Source organism: Thermodesulfitimonas autotrophica (assembly GCF_003815015.1).
Lineage (GTDB): Bacteria > Bacillota > Desulfotomaculia > Desulfotomaculales > Ammonificaceae > Thermodesulfitimonas > Thermodesulfitimonas autotrophica.
On record NZ_RKRE01000002.1, the window covers coordinates 516,268 to 541,481 of the forward strand.

Annotated in this window: 22 protein-coding genes; 18 read left to right on the top strand and 4 right to left on the bottom strand. The window is 58.5% G+C overall.

All coding sequences use genetic code 11. The annotated features are described in order from the left end of the window. Positions 1-20 precede the first annotated feature (20 nt). From EDD75_RS06330 to EDD75_RS06400, 16 genes are all read left to right on the top strand, one after another. A complete protein-coding gene (locus EDD75_RS06330; protein WP_123929687.1) occupies positions 21-1,145 on the top strand; it encodes a glycosyltransferase family 4 protein in 1,125 nt (374 codons plus the stop codon). A gap of 10 nt (positions 1,146-1,155) precedes the next feature. After that, complete coding sequence (locus EDD75_RS06335) at positions 1,156-2,004, top strand: sulfotransferase domain-containing protein (RefSeq protein ID WP_123929690.1); 849 nt, start codon at positions 1,156-1,158, stop codon at positions 2,002-2,004. Positions 2,005-2,103: 99 nt separating this feature from the next. Further along, on the top strand, positions 2,104-2,919 hold the full coding sequence (locus EDD75_RS06340; protein WP_123929693.1) for a methyltransferase domain-containing protein: 816 nt from the start codon (positions 2,104-2,106) through the stop codon (positions 2,917-2,919). Further along, positions 2,916-3,956 (top strand): polysaccharide deacetylase family protein, encoded by a 1,041-nt coding sequence (locus tag EDD75_RS06345; protein ID WP_123929696.1) that lies wholly within the window; start codon positions 2,916-2,918, stop codon positions 3,954-3,956. The genes EDD75_RS06340 and EDD75_RS06345 overlap by 4 nt, the downstream gene beginning before the upstream one ends. A 2-nt stretch (positions 3,957-3,958) precedes the next feature. Further along, complete coding sequence (locus EDD75_RS06350; protein WP_123929700.1) at positions 3,959-5,383, top strand: glycosyltransferase; 1,425 nt, start codon at positions 3,959-3,961, stop codon at positions 5,381-5,383. A 96-nt stretch (positions 5,384-5,479) separates the two neighbouring features. Continuing rightward, positions 5,480-6,349, top strand: coding sequence for a glycosyltransferase family 2 protein (locus EDD75_RS06355; RefSeq protein ID WP_123929703.1), 870 nt, complete (start codon positions 5,480-5,482; stop codon positions 6,347-6,349). 20 nt (positions 6,350-6,369) lie between these two features. Then, a complete protein-coding gene (locus EDD75_RS06360; protein WP_123929706.1) occupies positions 6,370-7,239 on the top strand; it encodes an FkbM family methyltransferase in 870 nt (289 codons plus the stop codon). Beyond that, positions 7,236-8,357: a glycosyltransferase family 4 protein gene (locus tag EDD75_RS06365; protein ID WP_123929709.1), complete on the top strand. Its 1,122-nt coding sequence runs from the start codon at positions 7,236-7,238 to the stop codon at positions 8,355-8,357. Before EDD75_RS06360 ends, EDD75_RS06365 begins: the two co-directional genes overlap by 4 nt. A gap of 108 nt (positions 8,358-8,465) precedes the next feature. Beyond that, positions 8,466-9,620, top strand: a complete 1,155-nt coding sequence (locus EDD75_RS06370; RefSeq protein ID WP_123929712.1) for a glycosyltransferase — start codon at positions 8,466-8,468, stop codon at positions 9,618-9,620. A gap of 9 nt (positions 9,621-9,629) precedes the next feature. After that, on the top strand, positions 9,630-11,072 hold the full coding sequence (locus EDD75_RS06375; protein ID WP_245963089.1) for a UDP-glucose dehydrogenase family protein: 1,443 nt from the start codon (positions 9,630-9,632) through the stop codon (positions 11,070-11,072). Then, on the top strand, positions 11,056-12,063 hold the full coding sequence (locus EDD75_RS06380) for a UDP-glucuronic acid decarboxylase family protein (RefSeq protein ID WP_123930430.1): 1,008 nt from the start codon (positions 11,056-11,058) through the stop codon (positions 12,061-12,063). The genes EDD75_RS06375 and EDD75_RS06380 overlap by 17 nt, the downstream gene beginning before the upstream one ends. Positions 12,064-12,282: 219 nt before the next feature. Continuing rightward, positions 12,283-12,423: a hypothetical protein gene (locus tag EDD75_RS11210; protein ID WP_170157748.1), complete on the top strand. Its 141-nt coding sequence runs from the start codon at positions 12,283-12,285 to the stop codon at positions 12,421-12,423. 179 nt (positions 12,424-12,602) lie between these two features. Continuing rightward, positions 12,603-12,926: an AbrB/MazE/SpoVT family DNA-binding domain-containing protein gene (locus EDD75_RS06385; protein WP_123929715.1), complete on the top strand. Its 324-nt coding sequence runs from the start codon at positions 12,603-12,605 to the stop codon at positions 12,924-12,926. 4 nt (positions 12,927-12,930) lie between these two features. After that, positions 12,931-13,431, top strand: coding sequence for a type II toxin-antitoxin system VapC family toxin (locus EDD75_RS06390; RefSeq protein ID WP_123929718.1), 501 nt, complete (start codon positions 12,931-12,933; stop codon positions 13,429-13,431). 584 nt (positions 13,432-14,015) lie between these two features. Next, positions 14,016-14,999: an NUDIX hydrolase gene (locus EDD75_RS06395; RefSeq protein ID WP_123929721.1), complete on the top strand. Its 984-nt coding sequence runs from the start codon at positions 14,016-14,018 to the stop codon at positions 14,997-14,999. 101 nt (positions 15,000-15,100) lie between these two features. Beyond that, entirely contained in the window at positions 15,101-17,470 is a 2,370-nt protein-coding gene (locus tag EDD75_RS06400) for a heavy metal translocating P-type ATPase (protein WP_123929723.1), read from the top strand. Here the strand turns inward: EDD75_RS06400 and EDD75_RS06405 are convergent. Next, positions 17,467-19,734 (bottom strand): EAL domain-containing protein, encoded by a 2,268-nt coding sequence (locus EDD75_RS06405; protein ID WP_123929725.1) that lies wholly within the window; start codon positions 19,732-19,734, stop codon positions 17,467-17,469. The genes EDD75_RS06400 and EDD75_RS06405 overlap by 4 nt on opposite strands. 198 nt (positions 19,735-19,932) lie before the next feature. Here EDD75_RS06405 and EDD75_RS06410 point away from each other — a divergent pair, with 198 nt between their 5' ends. Continuing rightward, positions 19,933-21,021 (top strand): mannose-1-phosphate guanylyltransferase, encoded by a 1,089-nt coding sequence (locus EDD75_RS06410; RefSeq protein WP_245963090.1) that lies wholly within the window; start codon positions 19,933-19,935, stop codon positions 21,019-21,021. After that, entirely contained in the window at positions 21,008-22,393 is a 1,386-nt protein-coding gene (locus EDD75_RS06415) for a phosphomannomutase/phosphoglucomutase (protein WP_123929729.1), read from the top strand. Before EDD75_RS06410 ends, EDD75_RS06415 begins: the two co-directional genes overlap by 14 nt. 23 nt (positions 22,394-22,416) lie before the next feature. Here the strand turns inward: EDD75_RS06415 and EDD75_RS06420 are convergent, their stop codons facing one another. Genes EDD75_RS06420 through EDD75_RS06430 form a run of 3 tightly spaced genes read right to left on the bottom strand, consistent with a single transcriptional unit; the run spans position 22,417 to position 25,213 of the window. Next, entirely contained in the window at positions 22,417-23,415 is a 999-nt protein-coding gene (locus EDD75_RS06420; protein ID WP_123929732.1) for an isocitrate/isopropylmalate dehydrogenase family protein, read from the bottom strand. A gap of 24 nt (positions 23,416-23,439) precedes the next feature. Beyond that, on the bottom strand, positions 23,440-23,940 hold the full coding sequence (locus EDD75_RS06425) for a 3-isopropylmalate dehydratase small subunit (RefSeq protein ID WP_123929735.1): 501 nt from the start codon (positions 23,938-23,940) through the stop codon (positions 23,440-23,442). A 10-nt stretch (positions 23,941-23,950) separates the two neighbouring features. Beyond that, a complete protein-coding gene (locus EDD75_RS06430) occupies positions 23,951-25,213 on the bottom strand; it encodes a 3-isopropylmalate dehydratase large subunit (protein ID WP_123929738.1) in 1,263 nt (420 codons plus the stop codon). Position 25,214: the final 1 nt, after the last annotated feature.

A 25,214-nucleotide genomic window follows, 5' to 3' on the forward strand; every position in this document is an offset into this window, starting at 1 on the left:
AGGTCCCAGGAGGTCTAACGTTGGACGGAGACCATCCTAAGGTTTGTCTTGTAAGTTGGACATCTTTTATGCCCTCCCGGTGGCAGACTGTGTTATACATCCGGGAAAGGTATGACGTCGATTTTGCGGTCGTAGCCCCACCACGCGCGAAAATATCTCCTGTCTATGACGCATCCGGCTATCTGACCCCCGCTTCGGTTGGTTTAAAGGATTGTCCCGACTTTGTTACTTTAATCCCGTTGAAAGACGTTGAAAGGCCAGCTTCCGGATTCGATGAGACGAAGCTTAAAGCTTTTTTAGATCATTATAAGCCCGATCTATTATGGATTCACGGCGAGCCTCTACAGCAAGTTACGCGACAAATTTGCAGGTGGTACTTCTTTTCGTGCAGTCCCAGGATATACCAAGCCGCTGTTGACAACTATCAGCATCTAGGGAGAGGACCTCGTGCGATAAAGAATAGATTGTTGTTGCACCGCATCACCGGTTTCCTGGCAAGTTCAAAATCTACAGCATATGCATTGGAGAAAGATCTCAAGATCTCACGGAAAAAGGTCTTTGTAACTTACTTGCCTAACCTTCCTGTCGAGAGGGTCAGTAAGCCGCGTTCGACGAACCGCGAGTTCAGAATCGGTTTCGCGGGTAGACTGGCACCGGAAAAAGGGATTCTGATTCTTTTGGAGGCGCTTGATTTCTTGCCTTCAGAGATTAAACTATTTACGGCAGGAGCGGGAGAAGAATACATACTCCACCGTCTATTGGCAAATCCACGGGTTCACCATATGGGACTACTTCAAGGACTATCGGCATTATTCTCGGAGATCGATTTGCTAGTCGTCCCATCACTTACGACTCCCAGATGGAAGGAGCAGTTTGGAAGGGTAATCGCTGAAGCATTCTCGTGTGGTATCCCCGTCGTTGGATCTGATTCCGGTTCGATACCAGATGTTGTTGGAGAGGGAGGGCTTATCTATCCTGAAGGTTCAGCCAGGGCTCTCGCTAATAGGATTCTTGAAGTGTATTCGGATAATGACTTGTATCAGCGGCTTTCTACGAATGCTAGGGTGAGATTCGAAGAGCACTTCTCTGTTGCAGGCCACGCGCGACGATTGGCAAATATATTCAATCTGAGTCCAAGGAGATAGAACAAATAATATGGAAAGAACAGGGCTACTGGAAATCCTAAAAAAGGTTATTAATCCTTTGCAGAGTTTCTACCATCAAAAGCGAGACAAAAGGCTCTTCCAAGACCATCTGAGGCCTACGGATGTATTTTTGGTTGGGCATCCGAAGTCAGGAAACACCTGGCTAGCTTATATGTTAGCCATTGTTCTGTATAAAGATTTGGAACATCAAGTTACTTTAGCAAATCTGAAAGAATTCATCCCTGTCATCCATGGCAGCGATGGTGCGATAGCCCGCTTTGAAGATATCCCCAACCCGCGTATTTTTCGAAATGAATGGCCGCTTTACCCGGAACTGTACCCGAAAACAGTTTATATTCTTCGCGACCCGAGAGCTGTACTCACCTCCTATTACCACCACTACCGCGTTGTTACCGGAGATACGCAAACGAGTATGGAAGAGTTCGTCCGAGAATACCTGGTTAATGGTTGCATTAGAAGATTTGAACCCCAGCTGATCCGCTGGGACAAGCAAGTTTCAGAATGGCTAAAGCGTGCCGAAAAGAACGCTGTCAGGATCGTGAAATACGAAGAATTATTGAAAGATCGCCGAAAGGTATTAGAAGACTTAGCAACATTTCTCGAGATATCACCTAATCCTAACGTGATAGCGATAGCTGTAAAGCGTGGCGAATTCAAAGAAATGCGAGCTGAAGAAGAAAAATATGGTGCGGAGTCCTTTCCTGGGGAACTCGGTTTAAGAGGCCGCTTTATAAGAAAAGGCACGGCTGATGGATGGCGGGAAGAGATGTCTCCCAAGGTGGCTGAATTAATAGAACGCGAGTTCCGAGAAGCAATGAAAAAAGTTGGGTATATTTGAATGCCATTACCTCTCTACCCTGTTTGACGCCGGAGAGCCGTTATTTTCTTCTGATTTACGTCCGCCAGATGGACCCGTAAGACGTAAAGGGGAACGGTGATGGGTAAAGGTAAAGCTGCCGCCAACCAACAGAAAAAGCTACCCGTCCTCCGCTCGGCCCTAAAGGCTCTTTTACCCGCCTTCCTTCGCAACCAATGGCAGGCAAAGTGGCGCCGATTCAAGCTTGAGATCCCGGTAGGAGGGGTAAACTTCGGCGACCTCCGGCGTTCCGCGCCTGTTTGCCGGGTTTTCGGCCTCGACAGAGGCACGCCGGTCGACCGGCACTACATCGAGCAATTCCTAAGCAACCATGCTACCGACGTCCGGGGGCGGGTGCTGGAGGTTGGCGATGATTTTTACACCAAGAAGTACGGCGGCCGCCGGGTCACCCGCTCCGATATCCTTCACGTAACCGGAGACAACCCCAAGGCGACGATTGTGGCTGATTTAACCCGCTCCGATGATATTCCGGCGAATGCTTTCGACTGCGTCATTCTGACGCAAACGCTCCAATTCATCTATGACGTTAAGGCCGCCATCCGGACGCTTTACCGGATTCTCAAGCCGGGCGGTGTGCTTCTGGCCACGGTTCCGGGCATCAGCCAGATAAGTCGCTACGATATGGACCGGTGGGGAGAGTACTGGCGCTTCACCACTCTCTCCGTCCGCCGTTTGCTCACAGAAGTTTTTCCGCCGGAAAATGTTAAGGTGAATGCCCACGGGAACGTAACCGCCGCCGTTGCCTTCCTCCACGGGCTCGCAGCGGAGGAGCTTTCCGCGGCAGAGCTGGCTTTCAACGACCCGGACTACGAATTACTGATCACCGTGCGGGCGGTAAAGCCTCTGCCAAACTCCGAAAAAGGGGCGGGGCAATGAGGCTGAGGGGAACGGGGCATATCCGCCGGGGTATTAGCCGCTTCTTCCGGCGTGTCCGGCCGCAGGCGGTCATCCTGTTATATCACCGCGTTGCCGAAGTGGCTGCCGATCCCCAGTTGCTTTGCGTGAAACCCGCGCATTTCGCCGCTCATCTTGCCCACGTCCAGCAGAACTACCAGCCGGTAAGCCTCACCGCCCTGAGCGAAGCCCTGCAGCAAGGAGAAGTGCCAGACCGGGCGGTAGTGCTTACCTTCGACGACGGTTACGCCGATAACCTCCACCATGCCAAACCCATCCTCGAAAGATACGCGGTGCCGGCAACGGTTTTCGTTACGGCGGGGAAAATTGATAATCGCCGCGAATTCTGGTGGGACGAGCTGGAACGGTTGTTACTTTTGCCGGATGCCTTGCCGGAAAGGCTGGAATTAACCATCAACGGCAGGAAGTATTCGTGGTCCTTAGAAGGAACCGGAAGGCCGGAGAGATTCCGACCCGAACGGTATCGCTACTGGAATATTACCCTAAAAGACGATCCCACACCGCGCCATAAATGCTACCGGGAGCTCTGCGCCCTCCTCCGACCTCTGACCGAAGCAGCAAGGCAGGCCGTGCTGGCGGAGCTGGTGTCTATAACCGGCGCAGGTCCTCTCGGCCGGCCCGAGTACCGGCCATTGACAACTGAGGAGGTACGGGCGTTAGCAGCGGGAGGATTGGTGATGGTGGGTGCCCATACTTTAACCCACCCGGTGCTCGCCGCGCTGCCGCCCGAAGAACAGCACCGCGAGATCGCAGAAAGCAGGCGGCGATTAGAATCAATATTAGGGCAGCCAGTAACCAGTTTTTCTTACCCCTACGGCGCAAAAGGTGACTACACCCCGGAAACCTTAGCGATAGTCCGGCAGGCCGGCTTTGTCTGCGCCTGCGCTAACTTTCCGGAACCGGTTACACAAAAAACCGACCGCTTCCAGTTGCCCCGGTTCCTCGTCCGGGACTGGGACGGCCCGGAATTTGCCCGAAGGCTGAAAGGGTTTTTCTAAGGATGAGGCCAGTTATTTTACAGGTCAGTACCTCTGACACCGCAGGCGGCGCGGAAAGGGTGGCTTTGAACCTCCACCGGGCTTACCAGCTCCGGGGCTATCGCGCCTGGCTGGCTGTAGGCCGGAAAACGAGCGACAACCCCAGCGTGTTGTTAATACCCAATGATGATTACCGGAACCTCTGGGTAAAAACGTGGTTCCGCGTAAGAGACTTTGTAGCCGCTTGGGAGTTCGGCCCCAGCACTAAAACCCTTTACCGGCTCTTCCACCAGATAGGGCGCCTCGGCGAACCCTCGCGCCTATTGGACCGGTGGCGGGGGCGCGAAGATTTTCACTTCCCCGGCACCCGGCACCTGCTGGATACGCTGCCCCAGCAACCCAATATCGTCCACTGCCACAACCTGCACGGCGGCTACTTCGACCTGCAGGCGCTTCCGTGGCTCAGCCGGCAGGTTCCGGTGATTCTAACCCTGCACGATATGTGGCTCCTGACCGGCCACTGCGCGCACTCATTTGCTTGTGAACGCTGGAAAACCGGCTGCGGTAATTGCCCAGATCTCAGCATTCCTCCCGTCGTCAAGCGGGACGCCACGGCCCAAAACTGGCACCGCAAACGGGAGGTCTACCGGAAGAGCCGCCTGCACATCGCCACACCGAGCCGGTGGCTGATGGACAAAGTAAAAGACTCGATGCTGATGGAAGGTGCAGTGGAATGCCGGGTAATCCCGAACGGGGTTGACCTTTCAGTTTTCCAGCCAGCCGCCGACCGGCGGGAAGCGCGGGCTTCGCTCGGCCTGCCGCAGGAAGCAAAGATACTCCTCTTTACCGCCAACACCATCCGCGGCAACATATGGAAGGATTACGCAATGCTTCGCGCAGCCGTTATGAAGGTGGCCGAAAGCCTAAAGCAAAGACAGCTTCTGTTCGTCGCCTTAGGCGAAGAGGCCCCCCCGGAGCAAACCGGCGAAGCTCGTATAGTTTTCATACCCTTTCAGCAGGATACGCGGGTGGTAGCCCGCTATTACCAGGCTGCGGATCTATACATCCACGCTGCCCGGGCCGATACCTTCCCCAACACGGTGCTCGAAGCCTTGGCCTGCGGGACGCCGGTGGCGGCCACGGCGGTGGGCGGCATTCCCGAGCAGGTTAAGGGGTTAAGGCTCACCCCGGATACCGGGAAACCGATCGGACCAGAATTTAACGCCTACACCCCGGAAGAAGCGACCGGAATACTGGTGCGCCAAGGCGACGCAGTTGCTATGGCAGAAGCGGTAGTCACCCTGCTGAAAGATAAAGAGCTGCGGCAAAGACTGGGCGAAAACGCGGCCAGAGACGCCAGGGAACGGTTTGACCTTAACAAGCAGGTGGAGGCGTACCTTGCCTGGTACGAGGAGTTGGCCCAAGCAAGGAATACAGGTAAGCACTAAAAAGCCAATCTGCCGAAAGGGAAGTCTGTTTACGCTGGCGAAGTAATAAAAACGGGCCAGTTCAAAAGATGCCGGGGGGCCTTGGAGAAAACAGTTATGGAAAACCGGTGGCCGCGGATCAGTGTGGTGACGCCGTCATACAACCAGGGGCGCTTTTTGGAGCAGTGCATCCGCTCGGTGTTGAATCAAGGATACGCCAACTTGGAGTACATTATCATTGACGGAGGCTCCACCGACAACTCGGTAGAAATCATCCGGAAATACGAAAAGCACCTGGCGTACTGGGTGAGCGAACCCGACGAGGGACAATACCACGCGCTCAACAAGGGCTTTGCCCGCTCCACCGGTGAAATTATGGCCTGGCTTAACGCGGACGACCTGTACCCTCCCTGGACCCTGTGCGTCGTTGCGGATATATTTCGCAACTTTAGTGACGTAGAATGGATCTCAAGCCTCTACCCGCTCACCTGGAACGAAGAAGGCTGGGCGGTGCAGTGTGTGCCTTTGCCAGGCTTCAGCCGCCGGGCTTTTCTGTCCGGCCGGAAAATCCAGCAGGAATCAACCTTCTGGCGCAGAACCCTGTGGGAACGGGCTGGAGGATGCCTTGACGTGGGTTTTAGTCTGGCTGCCGATTTTGAGTTGTGGGCACGGTTCTGGCAGCACGCCGAATTGTACGGGGTTGCCGTCCCGTTAGGCGGGATTCGCAACCATGAGGGGCGGCGGGCAATCCGCCACCGGAAGGAATACGCGGCGGAGGCAAGAGAAGTCTTGAGGCGTTACGGTGGGCGGCCTCCTACCCGACTTGGAGTTACCGCCCGCAAATTCTTATCCTTTACCCAAGCTTTACCGGCAGACAAGGTGCCTAAACCTTTCCAGTTCCTCCTGCCACGCCTGGGCTTTTCTAAAGGAAAGGTTATTTTTTCCGATAACGGGGTATGGAGAAAACACGCCGTTTATTTCCTTTAGTGTACTGTTAGGAGGCTGCCTTGAAAGAGATCGTAAACCGCCTTGTGAAAAAGGCATTCTTACAAATGGGTTTCGAATTGCGGCGGGTCTCCCGCCAAGACCCTTTTCCCCGGAACTCTCTCCTCGGAGCACTCCACCAAGTACGGAAACAAGGCTGGCAGCCCCGTACCTGCATTGATGTGGGCGCGGCCCTCGGTGACTTCAGCCTGGCATGTGCGCGGATCTTCCCTGAGGCGCAATACCTCCTGATCGAACCGCTAAAAGAATATGAACCCTTTCTCACTGCAGCCGTACGCCAGCTTCCCGGGGCAAAGTACATCCCGGTGGCTGCTACCGTGCGAGACGGTTCTGTTGCCATTTATGTTCATAAAGACCTCGTAGGTTCATCGCTCTACCGGGAAAAAGAAGGACCAGCGGTAGACGGGGTCGCGAGAACCGTCTCTGCTATGACGCTGGACAGGCTCTGTCAGGAATACAACACCGCCGGACCGTATTTGCTCAAGATAGACGTTCAGGGTGCGGAATTGGAGGTGCTCAAAGGGGCGGAAAAGGCTCTGCAGGAGGCTGAGTACGTTATTCTCGAAACATCGTTCTTCCGGTTTTTCCACGGCGGTCCGGAGTTTAACGCCGTTATGAAGTTTATGGAGGAGCGGGGGTTTGTGCCCTACGACATCTGGGGCCTTAAGTACCGCCCCCTTGACCGGGCGCTGGCCCAGGCGGATGTCGCGTTTGTTAAGGAAGACGGAATCTTCCGGAAATCGCACATCTACGCCACACCAGAGCAGCGTGCCGCGCAGGACGCCAGTTTCCAAAGGGTGATCGCCGCGAGGCGCCAGAAGTTACCACGGCAAACGAAAACCGGGAGACGGCCGGAGGAAAAACAAACGTGACCGCACGAGAGCAGCTAAGGGTGGCGGTTCTTTACCCGGCAAACCTCGCGTCGCCCAGAGCAACACCAACCCGCGCCCGCATTAATATCCAGGCAATCGGGCAAAAGGTGGCTCTTCACGTCATCGCAGAGGCGGGAGATTCAGGGAGCCCGGCCTCAACAACCTGTTCCGGAGATAGAGGCGGGGACAGCAAGGGCCGGGAATTTTCCCGGTTAGGGTTTTTCCGGTACACACGCCGGGCGTTGCGACAGTTGGAAGCGATAAAGCCGGATGTTATCCACGCGATTACCACCGTCGCCGCGCTGCCGGCAGCGCTTTACAAGCGCCGTCACCCTTCCACCAGGTTTATATTCGAAATGCACGGTTTGGCTTACTTCGAACAACAGGACCTGCGAATAGGTAAACGGCTGGCGCTGGGATTTCTCGACTACTGGGGCGCTAAGCATGCCGATGCGATAATAGCGATGAGCCATACCCAGCGCGATTTGCTCCAACGAATATACCGCGCTCGTCCGGAGAAAATCCATGTCCTGTGGGGGCCGGTTGATCTGGACCTCTTCTCTTACAAGGAGCCCCGTCCTTCACCACCTTTCGTTGTCGGGTACTGCGGCAACGACTGCTTCTGGCAGGGTTTGGCGACCATCTTTGAAGCCTCCCGGATCCTGGAACCCCACCCGGAAATCCACTTTCTCCTTATGGGGTTCCCTAAGGAACGCTACCTGGGGATCGGTCTCCCCAACGTTACCTTTACAGGACCAATATCCCGCGCGGAGACCCCCGGCTACTTGAGTCGCTGCCACGTCTTACTTTCCCCGCGGATAGGGCATCCGGCCACGGAAACCCAGTACCCCTTCAAACTTTCCGCCTACTTGGCCGCGGGGCGGCCCGTTGTCGTTACGGCAGTTAACGACCAGCCAGCCGTGGTGCGGCAGGCGGATTGCGGTTTTATAGTACCGCCGGGAAACGCTCGTGCGCTAGCCGAAGCGATTCTCGACTTATACCGGATGCCTGAGAGCCAGAGACTCTTTCTGGGCCGCAACGCGCGCCTTTTTGCCGAACGCCATCTTTCATTGGGGCATCTATCCGATATGCTTTTACAGATTTACAGAAACTCGTAAACCTTAAATTCCACCTAACACGAGGCGGTTCTCCGTAGTATACTGAGAAGGTAAAACTTGCGGCATTCTCAGACAGAAAATTTGCGTGAAGGTGGAGCGGAGCCGAGATTGGCTGCAAAACATCTGCTCTTACTCAACACCAACCTTGCCGTTGGCGGGGCGGAGCGGCAGATGCTCCATGTGGCCCGGCACCTGGACCCTGCGCGGTGGGAAACCACCATTCTCTTGCTGGCTAAAGAAGGACTCTTCTGCCGTGACGTCCCTGCGGGCGTCCAGCTCGCCGCGCTTGCCCCTCAGCAGCCTGAGGGGATGGCGGCCAAGCTCACCTGGGCGGCGAAGTTGGTCCCTGCCCTGCGCCGCTTTCTCCGCCAGCACGCGCCTGACCTGGTGCTCACCTTCCTCTGGCTGCCGACGCTGGTATGCGCGCTCGCGTTCCGGGGCTTGGCGCATAAGCCGCAGCTCGTCTGGTCGGTCCAGTCGGACCTGGAGGTTGATTTCGCCACCAGGTGGCTCGGCGGCCTGCGGGCCGCGCTGGTCAAGCGTTTCATCCCGCCGCAGGTGGCCCATTACATAGCGATTTCCCAGGGGGTGGCGGAAAAGACGGCCAGGGTCCTGGCGGCGCCGCAGGAAAGGATCACCGTCATCCCCAACGCCATTGATTTAGCAACCATCGAGCAGCTGAAAAGTCAACCGGTGGCAGGGATACCCCCAAAACCGCCGGGGCGGCTGCGGCTCATTTCCGTCGGCCGGCTGGCCCCACAGAAAGCCCACCACGACCTGATAGCCGCCTTCGCGTTAGCAGCAAAGGAGGCGCCGCAGGATTTAGAACTGGTGATTTTGGGGGAAGGGCCCGAGCGGCAGCGCCTCGAAGCGCTGCGGGAAGAGTTGGGGTTGACGGACCAGATCCTGCTTCCCGGCGCGGTCGCCAACCCTTACGCCTGGTTAGCGCAGGCAGACATTTTTGTCCTCGCTTCCCACTGGGAACCTTTTGGCATCGTTATCACCGAAGCGCTGGCCGTTGGTCTACCGGTCATCAGCACCGCTACCGACGGCGGGAGGGACATCCTAGAAGGAACCCGCGCTGGCATTCTCGTCCCCGCAGGGGACGTGGCGGCGCTTGCCCAGGCGATCGCAGATCTGGTAAGCAACGCGCCGAAACGCGCTGCTTTGAGCCGCGTCGCGCGCTCGCTCGCAGCGCAATTCGACGTCAGTAGCGTCGTTCCTCGTTACGAGGCGGTCTTAAAACAGGTATTACCGCCGTAAGGCAGGATAATGAGTAAAAACAACGAACTCTACGTTCAGAAAAACGCACTCTGCGCTTTGAAGGCTGGAGATGATGGGGTGAAGGTTACCGTTATCGGCACCGGCTGGGTGGGTTTAACTACCGCAGCGGTCTTCGCTTTCTTAGGAAATGACGTGATCGGCTACGACGTGAACGAAAAACTGATTGAAGAGTTGCGGGCGGGGAGGGTGCCGTTTTTTGAACCCCACCTGGAGGAACTCACCCGCGAGGGCCTGGCTAACCGGCGGCTCAGTTTTACTACCGACATTGGCGCCGCCCTATCAACCGCAGAGATTATATTCCTCGCTGTTGGCACCCCGCCTGCCCCGGATGGACGCGGGGTGGAGATGAGCTTTGTCAGCCGCGCCGCTACCGTCATCGGCGAAAACCTGCGGCCTGGGAAGCTGCGGGTAGTGGTCAACAAGAGCACCGTTCCGGTTGGGTCGAACGGCTGGGTCGACTCCTTCATCCGCCAGGGGCTCGCGCAACAAGGAGATGCGGGCCCGGTGGATTTCGTAGTTGCCAGTAACCCGGAGTTTTTGCGGGAAGGATCGGCCATTGCCGACACCCTCTACCCCGACCGGGTGGTTATCGGGGCCACCGACGCGCGGGCGATAGAAGCGCTGACCCGGCTTTACCACCCCATTTTAACGCAGGACTTTACCCCACCCTCCTTTCTCCCCCGTCCGGCAGGCCGGGGAAAGGTGCCGTTAGTCGTAGTTGACCCGGTCACCGCCGAGCTAATAAAATACGCCGCCAACGCCTTTTTAGCCACGAAAATCAGCTTCATCAACGAAATCGCTAACTTGTGCGATTTCGTAGGGGCCAACGTGAAGGATGTTGCCCGCGGCATCGGCCTTGACCACCGGATTGGCGAAGCATTCTTGAACGCCGGTATCGGTTGGGGCGGCAGCTGTTTTCCCAAAGACGTGATTGCCCTTATCAGGGAAGCAGAGGCTTACGGGTACGAGGCGAAGCTACTCAAGGCAGCGTACGAAGTAAACGCCGCCCAGCGTTTCGTCGTGATCCGAAAGCTCCAGGAAGTTTTGAAAACTGTTCGCGGCAAGACCATTGGAATTCTCGGCCTCGCCTTCAAGCCGAACACTGACGACCTACGCGGCGCCCCCGCTCTGGATATCATCCGCAAACTCGGCGAACTCGGGGCGATTGTGCGGGCTTACGACCCGGTAGCGATGCACCGGTGCCGCGCAGAAGTGCCCGACTTACCAGCGAGCTATGCGAATGACATTTACAACCTCGCCACGGGAGCTGACGCCCTTGTCTTGGTTACTGAGTGGGAGGAGTTTACGCAAGCCAACTGGGCCGATATTGCGCGCTTAATGCGGACCCCTGTGGTTATTGACGGTCGAAATGCTTTAAACAAAAAATACCTGGAGGGATTAGGCTTTGTCTACCGTGGCGTGGGAGTTTGAGCCGGGAGACTATTTCCGCGGGAAAAAGGCCCTGGTGACCGGGGCTGCCGGTTTTTTGGGCAGCCACCTCGTTGATAAGCTCCTCGCCGCCGGCTGCCGTGTCGTCGGCGTGGATAACCTGAGCACCGGAAACCTTGCTAACCTGCGCGCCGCGCTGAAAAACCCGCTCTTTTCGTTTATAAAGGCCGATGTCACGGAAAATCTGGTTCTGGAAGAGGACTTTGACTTCATCTTCCATTTGGCCAGCCCCGCCAGCCCGGTGGATTACCGCCGCCTGAGCATCGAAACCATGCTGGTCAACGGCCTGGGGACGAAAAACCTCCTGGACCTGGCGCTCGAGTCCCAGGCCGTTTTTTTGCTCGCCAGCACCTCGGAGGTTTACGGCAACCCGCTGGTCCACCCCCAACCGGAAAGTTACTGGGGCAACGTGAACCCCATCGGCCCCCGGGCCTGCTACGACGAAAGCAAGCGCTTCGCCGAAGCACTGACGATGGAATACCACCGCCGCTACGGGTGTGATGTGCGCATCGCCCGGATTTTCAACACCTACGGGCCACGGATGCGCCTCAACGACGGGAGGGTCGTGCCGAATTTCATCAGTCAGGCGCTGCGGGGGGAACCGCTAACGGTTTACGGTAACGGGCGGCAGACGCGCAGCTTCGTTTACGTTGCTGATGAGATAGAAGGGTTGCTCCGCCTCGCAGCCGCACCGCACGCGGCAGGCGAAGTGGTGAACTTAGGGAACCCGGAAGAGAAAAGCATCCTCGAGTTCGCGCAGCTTGTAGCTCGTCTGGTGGGTGTCGAATGCGTCATTGAATACAAGGAGCTGCCCCCAGACGATCCAACCCGGCGCTGCCCAGACATCAGCAAGGCACAAAAGTTGCTTGGCTGGCAACCCAAAACACCTCTGGAAGAAGGCTTGCGCGCCACCATAGCTTTCTTTAAGCAGGAGCTCCGGCTCCCCGGCGAGGAGAATAAGGATGTCAGATAGGGTCCTTTCTGTGGTCATCCCAGTTTACAACGAAGCCAAAACTACCTGCCAAAATCCTCAAGCAAAAAGTAAGGTTTCGCGAGGTCCCCATTTCTTACAAAGGCCGCTCCTTCGCGGAAGGGAAAAAGATTAGTTGGCGGGACGCTTTCGCCGCCTGCTGGACGCTGATCAAGTACAGGTTCGTTGATTAAAGCATCCCCGCGAATAGGCAGGATGCTGGTGGGGCTTCCCGAGGCGGAGGCGCTCGCGGCCTCTTTCCCCTATCAGGGGCTGCGGGCTGGGGTTACCTCCGCCTGCGGGCTGGCGGCGGTGGCCTGGGAGGCGGCCGGCGGGCTGGCGGCGGATACGCGGGGAAGTTAGGTTTAAAATAAGGCTTGGAGGTGGGTTCAGTAGGCCTCCAAGTAAAGGGGCGCTGGTGCATACTGTGTAAAAGCCAAAAGGCGCTCCTTGAACCGTTGACACCGGAGAAGAAAAAGACTAAAATTGTACCGATAGGTACGCCTCTAAAGTTGTACGAATTCAGAGAGAAGGGGTAAGTGATGAAGGCCGCAAAAGTCCGGAAAAAGCCACCGGGTGAACGGGCGCACTTAGAGGCAAAAAGGACACAGTGGATCTTGAAGCTCAACCCTAAAGGGCAGGCGACTATCCCTTTGGAAGTGCGCCGGGTGCTCGGTGTTGGCGGCGAGTGCCGGGAATTGAAATTGGTGGCGATGGAAGACGGGTTTCGCCTCTTACCCCACAAGCCGCCCCTCCCGGTCCACCAGTATATCGGTTATTGCGCCGAAGAGCTGGCAGAGGTAGAGGACCCTGTAGCCTTCGTGCGGGAACTCCGGGGCCGCCCGGCCGGTACGCCGGAAGAATAGCCTTATGCAAACAGCCGTTGACACTAACCTGCTGATCATCCTGCTCCGGGGAAAACCCGCGGCGCAGGCGCAATTGGTGGCGGAAACACTGTTAGAGTATGACCGGCAAGGCCGACTGGTAATCTGCCCGGCAGTTTGGGCAGAGCTGCGGGTATTGATTAGTGAGCAAAAGCTAACTTCCTTCCTTAAGGATAACCGCATCGTAATTGACTGGGAAGTGCCACCGGATGTATGGGCCGCAGCAGCAGAAGCCTTTGCCTGGTACCTACAGCGGCGCCGGTCGGCAGGCGCACTTTATTATTGCGCCTGCGGTCAGGAAATCAGCCCGGCGTGTCCTCAGTGCGGCAGGCCTCAAGGCTTTCCCCGTCATATCTTGCCGGACTTCCTCATCGGCGCTCACGCCCTGCACCGCGCTAACCTGCTTCTCACCGCCGATAAGGGGATTCCAGGTAGGTATTTCCCCGAACTTAAAGTGATCAATCCGCTGGATAAGCCACTAAGTTGAAGAAAGATAACCTTGGAACATCACCGGGAAACCGCTGCGTTCATTCCTTAACAGCTAAGTCCGCCTCCCTCGGCACCCACCAGGCCGCCTTCGTCTCCGGCGGGATGCTGGTGGGGGTTCCCGAAACCCGGGCGCTCACGGCCTCTTTTCTCTACCAGAGGCTGCGGGCTGGGGTTACTTTTTTTGTTCGGCCTGGTTTCGCTGCTCCCGGGGCGAGCATCCAGGAGATAGTGACTGGACGCAACAAAACCTTCCTAAGAGTACAAGAAGCTGCGAAATATCCCGCCGGAATTGAATAAAAGTGGGTGACCTTACGGAAGAAGACGTGATAGGCAGGAATTTACCGGTTAGTGGGCGAAAATCTACTACAGTTAGGTAGTAGTATCGAATACGCAGAGGCTATTTCTTAATCAAGGATGACCATCTGGCAAATTTTTGAAGGGGTTTTGACTTCCGTACTGGCATCTGCCGTCATTGCCTTGGCTCTCTGGGCCAAGGCGCAGCTCAAGCGACGGCGGAAGCAGCGCATTCCCTACCACCTCGAATTCAGGATCGGCGACTGGTTCCCGGGAGTGCCCTTTATTTTGGCCGATGGGGTCGACCTTGATAAACCCCAGCAGCTCAGGGCAGGCAATATCCGCTGTGAAAAAGCCGATTCCAGTAGTTTCAAGCTCCCGGAGGAGTTGGCCCCATTCCGGAATGACATCGTAAAGGCGTATAACAGGGGGAGTTTTCTCGAGCTGACGGATGGCACGATCGCGCGTCTGGAATCATTTGCCATAGCGCGAGCTGGCGCCAGCGAGTTTCCGGTATGGGTCCTGAAGTTTGGTCCGCTGTCTTACTTCGATTTTATCTGCACAAATCTGGCATTGACTCCCACATTCAAACCGGTCGTCCTTCCGAAAGAAGTCTTAGAAGCCCTGGGAAGGCACCGCCAAATCATTGATTCCCTTGATCTGTCTTTCCACGAAATTTTAAGGTGTCAGAGGTTAGGAAACGGGCTCACGATCCATCTCAACATCATTGATACCAATGGCCATCTTTTAGTAGGGCGCCGGCCCCCGCATTTATCTATCTACGGTGGTAAACTCGTAACGTCGGTTACCGGAGCCGTAAACTGGCAAAAGGATCAACTGGGTAGCGCTCCGGATATTTTCCTTGCGGCCATACGCGAAACCAAGGAAGAAACCGGTATCAGGTTGAACCGGGAAGATATTGTTTTCTATGCTCTCGGGATGCAGGCCGACCAGCGCCATCCGCTTCTTTTGGGGGCCGCTAAGATAAAAGGAAACCTGGCGGAAGCCATGGGTCTCGGCCAGGATGCCTGGGAAAACGAAATCTTTTATTACCTCGACCTCGAGGATATTAAGACCGCCGCGGCGGTGCTCCGGTATGGCGATTGGATCCCGGCAAGTGCGGTTGCGGTAGCTTTATCGCTTTTAGATGTCCACGGCTACGAAAAGCTGGCGCGATCACTATCGAAAGCAGACAAAAGAAGCTTCCGGGCATGGTCACAACAAACCCCATGGTTATCGCGGCAGAAGCAAAAATTTCCTCTGTTCGCGTAGGTAGAAGTTTGAGACAGTCCCTGAACCCTGTTTATATTTATCGGGGTGGAAGACCGGCAATACTTCTCTTAGGGTAAAAGTTATCACAGGCGGGGTTACTGGTGGACGAGAAAACTTATCTTCTTCAGGTCAACAGCATGGCTTGCGCGGCGTGTGGCGCGCGGCTCGAAGCAGGCCTCAAAGAACTCGCCGGGGTCAAGGAGGCGGCGGCCAATGTCGCCACCGGCAGGGTGCGGGTCACGGCTGCCGCCGACCTCCCGCTTCACAGGGTGATCGAAAAGGTTGAAGCGCTCGGCTTCACCGTCCAGCGGGAAGAGTTACGGCTGGCGATAGAAGGAATGCATTGCGCCGGCTGCGCCGCGCGGCTGGAGCGGCGGCTGCAAGAGGTGCCAGGGGTGGTAGCGGCGGCGGTCAACTTCGCTACGGGAAGCGCCACCGTTACCTATCTCCCGGAGGCAACCGCGCCGGACGCTCTCACTGCGGCGGTGGCGGAACTCGGTTTTAAGGTAAAAGAACCGCTTGTACCGGCCCCCGAAAGAAAACCGGCGCGAGAAGCGCAGCCCTTCCCCTATCCGCTGCTTTTTGCCGCCCTTTTCACCCTCCCGCTGCTCTGGATGATGCTGGCCGAGCTTTTCAACCTCCCGTCTCCGGCGGTGCTGCATAACAAGCGCCTTCTCTTCGCCCTCGGAACGCTGATCCAGTTCGGGCCGGGGTTTGTCTTCTACCGGCAGGCGCTGGCTGCTGCTCGCCAGCGAAGCACCACCATGGATACTCTTGTCGTCCTCGGGACAACGGCGGCCTACTTTTTCAGCGTCGCCAACACTTTTTGGCTTGGTGGCCCCACCTACTATGAAACCTCCGGCACCATCATCACGCTCGTCCTTTTAGGGCGCTACCTCGAAGACCGCGCCCGGCGGCAAACCACCGCCGCCGTGCGGGAGCTTTTGAACCTCCAGCCCGCGACGGCCCGCGTTCTCCGAGACGGGCACGAGGTTGAAGTTCCGGCGCACACCGTCGCCGTCGGGGATACGGTTATCGTCCGCCCGGGCGAGCGGGTGCCGGTTGACGGAAGGGTGGTCGGCGGTGCCGCCGCGGTTGACGAGTCGCTCGTCACCGGCGAAAGCCTGCCCGTAGAAAAGAAACCGGGAGACGCAGTTGTGGGTGGAACGCTTAACCTCAACGGCGTGCTCCACGTGCAGGCTACAGGGGTGGGTGCGGCAACGGTGCTGGCGCGGATGATCCGGCTCGTCCACGAAGCCCAGGAGCGCAAGGCGAAGGCGCAGCGCATCGCAGACCGAATCATTGGTCACTTCGTGCCCGGAGTGGTCGCTTGCGGCGTCTTGACGCTGCTCGGCTGGCTGCTTCTGACCGGCGATGCCGCCCGGGCGGTGCTCCAGACGGCGGCCGTTTTGGTGGTAGCCTGTCCCTGCGCTTTAGGCCTGGCCACCCCCACCGCGGTCATCGTCGCCATCGGGCGGGGGGCGAAGGCGGGGGTTCTCTTCCGGGGCGGGGAGTTTCTCGAAACCGCCGCGCGGGTCGATACGGTAGTTTTTGATAAAACCGGGACGCTCACGGCGGGCAAATTAACGGTCACGGCGGTGGAAGCGGCACCAGGCTACACGACTGCAGAAGTGCTCCGTCTCGCAGCCGCCGCGGAAAGCCCTGACGCGCACCCGCTGGCGCGCGCAATCGTCGCCAGAGCAAGAAGCGAGGGCCTGGCATTGCCGGAAAGCGAAAGCTTCAGCGCCCTTCCCGGTTTTGGCGTTCGGGCGACGGTTGCCGGGCAGATAGTGGTTGTCGGGCAAGAGCGGCTCCTGAAGGAAGAAGGCATCGCCCCAACGCCCCTCCAAGAAAAGGCGGCAAAGCTCAGGGACCAGGGCAATACGGTAATCTTTGTGACCGTAAGCGGCAAACCCGCCGGGATCATTGGGGTCGCGGATACGGTTAAAGAAGATGCCAAGGCGGCGGTCGCCGCGCTCAAGCAGATAGGCGTCAGGGTGATCCTCGCCACCGGTGACCACCCCGCGGTGGCCCGGGCGGTAGCGGGAAAGGTGGGGATAGAGGAGGTTCGGGCCGGGATGCTCCCTGAGGAAAAAGCCGGGCTGGTAAAAGAGCTGCAAACACAAGGCCGGGTGGTGGCGATGGTCGGCGACGGGATCAATGATGCTCCGGCCCTCGCCGCAGCCGATCTCGGGATCGCTGTCGACACCGGAACCGACGTGGCCGGAGAGGTGGCCGGGGTGATCCTTTTCCGCGGCGACCTCCGGGGCGTACTCCGGGCGCTCAAGCTCGGACGGCTAGCCGCCCGGAAGATCCGCCAGAACCTCTTCTGGGCGCTCATCTACAACACCCTTGCCCTGCCTGCCGCCGCCCTCGGGGTTTTGACCCCGGTGGTGGCCGCCGCGGTGATGGCGTTAAGTTCGGTCTCGGTAGTAACGAGCTCGCTCCTGCTGCAACGGGCCAGGCTTTAAATTTTGATTTCCGGCTGCGGCTTCCCTAAGTAGAAGCCCTGCGCGTAGTCGACGCCGATCTCCTTCACCACTTCAAGAATCGCTTCGTTCTCCACCCACTCGGCCACTGTTTTCTTGCCGAAAGCCGTAGCCACGGTAGTTATCGCCTGAACAATACTCCTGGCAGAAGGCGTCTTCGCCGCATCGCGCACGAAGGTCCCGGCGATCTTAAGGTAGTCAAGGTAATCCGCCGCTAAAAGGTTGAAAAGCGAGAAGGAAGCGCAGCCCGTGCCGAAATCGTCGAGGGCGAAGCGACAGCCTAAGTCTCGCAGCGCCCGGAGCCATTCTTTCGCGCGCTCGAAATCTTTCATCACGGCGGTTTCGGTGATTTCAAACCCTAACTGCCGCGGGTCGATGCCGCTCTCCTTGATCGCCGTGATGATGCAGTCGAGAAGCTTATCACTGCCGATACTGGCGGCAGAAAGATTCACAAACAGGGTAAGCTCCCGGTTCGCCTGTAAGACTTTAAGCGCCGTCTTGACCACCCAGCAATCAACCTGCGGCATCAGGCCAAAGCGCTCCGCAACCGGGATAAAGCTACCGGGAGAAATCAAAGTGCCATCCTCCGCCCGCATCCGCAGCAGGACCTCATGGTAAACGATCTGCGCGTCCCCAACGCCCACCACCGGCTGGAAGAGAAGAACGAAGCCCTCTTCGCGCAGGGCCGCTTTGATGCGGCTCACCCAGTAACTGGCAGCAGAAGAAGCGGCAACGGGATCTTCTTCAGACCTTACGATTACGCAGGTGTTGCCGCCGTTTTCCTTCGCTGTGTAGAGCGCCGCGTCGGCCCGCCCAAGGATTCTCTGGATATCCATCTTTTCGTCGAGCAGCGTGATGCCAATGCTGAGGCTGAGGTTGAAAGTATGCCCCTCAAGCGTAACCGGGGTTTCGTCAACGATACGCCGCAACCGCTCCGCTATCGCCTTGGCTTCCTCACAACCGCTCCCTTCCAGGAGGACCGCGAACTCGTCCCCGCCGACGCGGGCTAACAAGTCCCCTTCACGCAAATTCTGCCGCAGCAGGTTAACCATGAACTTAAGCGCGGCGTCGCCGGCGCTGTGCCCCAGGGTGTCGTTAATGAGCTTGAAGTTGTCGAAATCGAGAAATAAAAGCGCGCTCTGGCGCCCCCGCCGCACCCGGGCCAGAGCCCGTTTAAGATTCAACTCTAAAAAGTAGCGGTTGGGCAGCCCGGTCAAAAAATCGTGGGTCGCCAAGAATTGCAGCTCTTTGCGGTGCATTAACCCGTAGGCGGCCAATGAAAGCCCCACCAAGAGCAGGGTTGATAGGAGTCCCATCCCGCTCGTCACCAGATTAAAAAGGGCGATGTTCTTGAGCTGCCTGCTGACCTCCGCAGGGGCGGCAGTCGCAATAACCTTCCATTCCCACACCGGTACGGTCCAGAACTGCGCCAAAACCGGTTCGTTTTTCTCATTCCGGTAGCTAACCCCCCCCTCAAAAGCACCGCGCACCTTCTGCCAGTTAGCCCGCAGGGCTTCGAGGTAATCCTGATCTCCCCGTACGCGGCGCCACGCCTGCGGCGAGGAGGAAAGGTTAAGCCCCACCAGGGCTTTATTAGGATGCATAAGGATGTAGCCCCGGCTGTCTGTTACCCATAAGTAACCCTCCGTCCCGAACTTGAGGTTGGCGATAAAGCCCTGCGCCGTCCTGAGGAAAATATCAAGGCCCAGCACCCCGCGCAACTCCTGCTGCTGATATACGGGAATGGCCAGGGTCAGGCAGAGCTCACCGGTAGCGGCATCACGGTAGGGTTCGGTAACGATGAAACCCCGCGCGGCCACCGCCTCCCGGTACCAGGGACGCTTGCGGGGGTCGTAGCCGGGCGGAAGCTGGGCGTTGGCCGAATCCAGGAACTTTCCGTCCCGTTCCCGGCCAAAATAGAAGTTATCAACCACGCTCAAACCGGCAATTTTTTCGGTGAGAAACTGGTCCACGGCCGCGTCGTCGTCAAGGTTCATCTTTGCTAACTGGGTTGCGGTAATAAAAACCAGTTCCCGGTACGGGCGCAGCACCTCGCCCAGGAGGAAGGCGGCGTTCCGCGCCGCCTCGCGCTGCTGCTGCCGCAGCACTTGAAAATACTTCTCCCGCTGTTCCGTGTAGTGACGGTAGCTATAGACAGCACTACCAACCCCGGCCAGAAGGAGGGCGGTGAGGACCAACGCCAGGAGAATGCGGCGTTTTTTCTCAAGTCTCACCCGGTGCTCCATCTGGGTAACGGACCTCCACGGGAAAAATGTCACGCCTTCACCATCTTAATCGGCTAAAAAATGCGGCGGTTTAAACGAAAAATAAAATAGGGCGGTGCGGGGCCTGGGGAGGTAAGAAACCAGCTGTACTACCGGGCAAGCAGCACCCGTGAATTTTATGGTATACTGGTAAAAGCGTAGTGACGGGAGGAAATGGCGGTGGCCGGTGCCACTTTATACGGCGTCATCCTTGCCGGCGGTAGCGGCGAGCGTTTCTGGCCGGTAAGCTCCAAAGACCGTCCGAAGCAGTTCCTGAACCTCATCGGGGAGAAGACGATGCTCCAGCAGACGGTAGAACGGCTGGTGGGGTTCGTCAAACCGTCCGACATCTTTATTTTGACCGGCCGCGGCTACGGGAACTTAGTGCGGGAACAGGTGCCCGAAATACCCGCCGCAAACGTTGTCGAAGAACCGACCGGGCGGGATACGGCGGCAGCGGTAGGGCTGGCGGCCACCCTCCTCGCCCGGCGCGACCCGGAAGGGGTGATGGTGGTCCTTCCCGCCGACCACTACATTGCGGATGTAGAGCGCTTCCGCCGCGTGCTGGCGACTGCCGTAGCCGCAGCCCGGAATGGCGAGTGGCTGGTAACGCTCGGCATCACGCCGACCCGGCCAGAAACCGGCTACGGCTACATCCAGCGGGGAGAGCTCTTACGCACCGACGGTAGCCTCGCCCTTTACCGGGTCTTACGCTTTACGGAAAAACCTGATCTTGGCCGGGCCCGGCGTTTCTTGGCGAGCGGAAAGTACTTCTGGAACAGCGGGATGTTTGTTTGGCGGGTCGATTTGATCTGGGCGCTCATCGAGGAGTACCTCCCCGAACTCGCCGCCGGCCTCAAAGAGATAGGGGCCGCGCTCGGCTCGGCAGCGGAAGGCCCCACAATGGAGCGAATCTACCCCACCCTCCCGAAAATCTCCATCGATTACGGCGTTATGGAGCGGGCGAAAAACGTGCTGGTCATTCCCGCCGACTTCGGCTGGGACGACGTCGGTACCTGGCCAGCGTGGGCCCGCTACGGCGGCACTCCCGACGGGCAGGGCAACGTCATTGAAGGAAGAGGCGTGCTGGTCGAGAGTTCCGGCTGCGTTATTCGGACCGCCAACCACGTGATAGGCGCTTTGGGCATCCGGGACCTCGTGATTGTGGAGGAAGAGGGGCGGCTGCTGGTCTGCGCGAAGGAACGCGCGCAGGAAATAAAGCGGTTGGTAGCGGCGCTCAAGGAGGCGGGGTACGATGACGCGCTTTAACCCGCACATCTTCCGGGCCTACGATATCAGAGGCGTGGCGGCGCGGGATTTGACCGACGCGGTCGTTTTTGCCTTGGGACAAGCCCTCGGGACGTTTTTCTCCCGTGGTGAGGGTGATAAGGTGGTCTTCGTAGGGCGGGACAACCGCCTCAGTTCCCCGCGATTGCGGGACGCCCTGGTGAAAGGGCTGGTCGCTAGCGGGTGCGACGTGTGCGATATAGGCGAAGTAGTGACGCCGGTGCTCTACTTCGCGTGCGCGTCCCAGGGAGGCGGCAACGGCGTGATGATCACCGCGAGCCACAACCCGCCGGAGGAAAACGGCTTCAAGATTGTGGCCGGTGGGGCGGCGATCCACGGGGAAACTATTCAGCAACTCAGAAAGACGGTGGAGAGCGGCCTTTTTGCCTCCGGCAAGGGAAGCGTTCGCCAAGAAGACGTTGTTTCTGCTTACCTCACGATGCTCCGGGAAAAGATTAGCCTCGGGCCGCGCCGCCTTAAAGTCGCGGTCGACTGCGGTAACGGCGCCGCCTCGCTTTTCGCCGCGGAAGTCCTCCGCCGCTGGGGCTGCGAAGTGGTCCCGCTCTTCTGCGAACCGGACGGCACCTTTCCCCACCACCAACCGGACCCGGTGAAGACCGCGAACCTGCGCGAGCTGCAGCGTGCCGTCATAGAAGAGGGCTGCGACCTTGGTGTGGGCTATGACGGAGACGCCGACCGGTTAGGGGTAGTGGACGAGAAAGGCGGCATCATCTGGGGCGATAAGCTGATGATCCTCTTCTGGCGCGAGATCCTCCCCCGCTACCCGGATAAGCCCTGTATTGTGGAAGTGAAGTGCTCACAGGCGCTGGTGGACGAAATCCTGCGGTTGGGCGGCCGGCCGTTTTTCTGGAAAACCGGTCACTCGCTCGTTAAGGCGAAAATGAGGGAGGTAGGCGCCGTTTTCACCGGGGAGATGTCCGGACACCTCTTCTTCGCCGACGAGTATTACGGTTTTGACGACGCCTTTTACGCCACCGGCAGGCTCCTGCGTATCCTTTCGCATACGGATCAGCCGCTATCGGCGCTGCTTGCCGATGTGCCGCACTATTACGCCACCGCGGAAACCCGGATCCCCTGTCCCGACGAACGGAAGTTTGCCGTGGTGGCAGGACTGGCCGCCCATTTCCGGAAGACCAACGAAGTTATCACTGTTGACGGCGCGCGGGTCCTTTTTGTAGATGGCTGGGGGCTCGTGCGGGCCTCGAACACCCAGCCGGTGCTCGTCGCCCGGTGCGAGGCTAAAACACCGGAGGGCTTGGCGCAAATCTGTAACGTGATGCACAGCGCGATCACCGCTGCTGTCGGAATCCCCGGTTTCGCCTGGGAGTTTTAAGTTTTCTTGAGGTAAGACTTGTTTTACGCCATCTTTTCGATGATCGCCGTCGCCATCTCGCTGGTCCTGGCGCTGCCGCCCAAGTCGTAGGTAACGGTTTTCCCTTCCGCCAGGACGGCGGTCACACCCCGCATCACCCGCTCTGCCGCCGCGAACTCCCCTAAGTGCTTGAGCATCATTACTCCCGAAAGAATGGTGGCGAGGGGATTTACTTTGTCCATACCCGCGTACTTCGGGGCGCTGCCGTGTACCGGCTCAAAGACCGCCATCTCGTCCCCGACGTTCGCCCCGGGCGCCACCCCGAGACCCCCCACTAAGCCCGCCGCCAGGTCGGAGAGGATGTCGCCGTAAAGGTTAGGCATCACCAGGACGTCGTAGTTCTCGGGCGCTTGGACGAGCTTCATCGCCATCGCGTCCACCAACATCTCTTCGAACTGGATGTCCGGGTAATCGCCCGCCACCTTCCGGGCGCACTCTAAGAAAAGGCCGTCGCTGAGCTTCATGATGTTCGCTTTCGTCACCACGGTAACCTTTTTGCGCTTTTCGCGCCGGGCAAGCTCGAAGGCGAAGCGCGCAATCCGCTCGGAGGCGGCGCGGGTGATGATTTTGATGCTTTCCGCCGCGTCTTTCCCTACCCGGTGCTCGATGCCCGCGTAAAGGTCCTCGGTGTTCTCCCGGACGATGATTAGATCCACATTCTCGTAGCGGGTCTTGATCCCGGGAAGCGTCCGTGCCGGCCGGACGCAGGCGTAGAGGTCGAGCTCCTGCCGGAGCGTCACGTTAACGCTCCGGAAGCCCTTCCCTATCGGCGTAGTGAGCGGCCCTTTGAGCGCCACGCGGTTGCGTTTAATCGATTCCAGAACGTGGTCCGGGAGGGGCGTGCCGTAAGCCGCGATAACCTTCTCCCCGGCCTCCACGACTTCCCACTCGATCCGCGCGCCGGAAGCATCTAACACCCGCCGGGCAGCCGTGGTGATATCCGGCCCGATCCCGTCGCCCGGAATGAGCGTCACCCTGTGCATTAACCTTTCCTCCCCGCAAAGCTTCTATCCGAAGTTGAAGCCGCCGTGCTTCTTAAAGTGCGCGGCAAGGCCCCCATCCTGCAAAATCCGCAGCATCACTTCCGGCAAGGGTTTCACCGGGATGGTAACGCCCCGCGTGCGGTTTTCGCACACCCCGGCGGCTAGGTCCAGCACTATCTCGTCGCCCGCCTCAATCTGGTCGGTGTCGCACTCCACCACCGGCAGGCCGGTGTTGATGGCGTTCCGGAAAAAGATGCGGGCGAAGGACTTCGCTAAAACGGCACCGATGCGGGCGTGCTTGATGACGAGCGGCGCCTGCTCTCTTGAGGAGCCACAGCCGAAGTTCGTCCCCGCAACGATGAAGTCCCCGGGCCGGATCTTTTGGTAGAAGTCGGGGTCCAGGTCCTCCATCACGTGCTTCGCCAGCTCGTTCATGTCGAGGGTTTTAAACTTGTACTTGCCGGAAATGATGTAGTCAGTGTTGATATCGTTACCGAACTTATGTGCTCTACCCTGTAAGCGCATACGTCCCACCCTATTTCACAAATTCGCGCGGGTCAACAATCTCCCCGGCCACCGCCGCCGCCGCGACCGCCGCCGGCGAAGCGAGATAAATCTCTGCGTTACGGTTCCCCATCCGGCCCCTGAAGTTGCGGTTCGCCGTCGAGATAACCACCTCGCCGTCCGCGGGCACACCGTTATGAGTGCCAACGCACGGTCCGCAGCCGGGCGTAACCACCGCGGCCCCCGCCTCAACCAGAGTCGCCAGGATGCCCTCCCGGAGCGCCGCAAGGTAAATCCGCCGGGAAGCGGGCGCCACAATCAGGCGCGTCCGCGGGTGGACCTTTCTCCCGGCGAGGATCCCGGCCGCTACCCGCAAGTCCTCCAACCGGCCGTTGGTACAGGTCCCGATGAAGGCCTGATCGATCTTTAGCCCCGCTACGCTGCTGAGGGGCGCCACGTTATCCACCCGGTGGGGTTTCGCCACCTGCGGCTCAAGACCCGCCACGTCGTACTCCTTTACCGCCGCGTAAACCGCGTCCGGATCCGCGTTCACGGGCGCAAAATCGCCCGGGTTCCCGCCGTGCGCCGCAAGCCAGGCGAAGGTCTTCTCGTCCGCCTCCATTAACCCCGCTTTGGCCCCCATCTCCACGGCCATATTGGCGATGGTGAAGCGCCCCTCCTGAGAAAGCGCGCTAATCGCCTCGCCCACATACTCCACCGCCTTATAAGTGGCGCCGTCGGCGGTAAGGTCACCGATCAGGTAAAGGATGAGGTCTTTGGCGTAAACGCCACGCGGCAAGACGCCGTGGCAGATGATCCTGATCGTCTCCGGCACCTTGAACCACATCTGCCCGGAGATAAGGGCCGCCGCCAGGTCGGTGGAACCGACGCCGGTCGCGAAGGCGTTGAGCGCCCCGTAGGTGCAGGTATGGGAGTCGGCGCCGACCACGACCGAGCCGGGCCCGAATTTCCCGCTCTCGACCATTACCTGGTGGCAGACGCCATCGCCGATATCGTAGAGGCGGCACCCGTGCTCCCGCGCGAAATCGCGCATCAGCTTGTGGAGGTTGGAAATCCCTTCGGTGGGACTCGGCGCGCTGTGGTCGATGACGAGGTTCACCCGCTCCGGGTCAAAAAGCCGCTTCCCCTCCATCCGCTCGAAGGACTGAATCGCCAGCGGCGCCGTGCCGTCCTGAGCCATCACGCAGTCGACTTTCGCCACGACGATCTCGCCGGCCGTCGCCTTCTTGCCACTCGCCCGGGAAAGGATTTTTTCAATAATCGTCTGCCCCAAA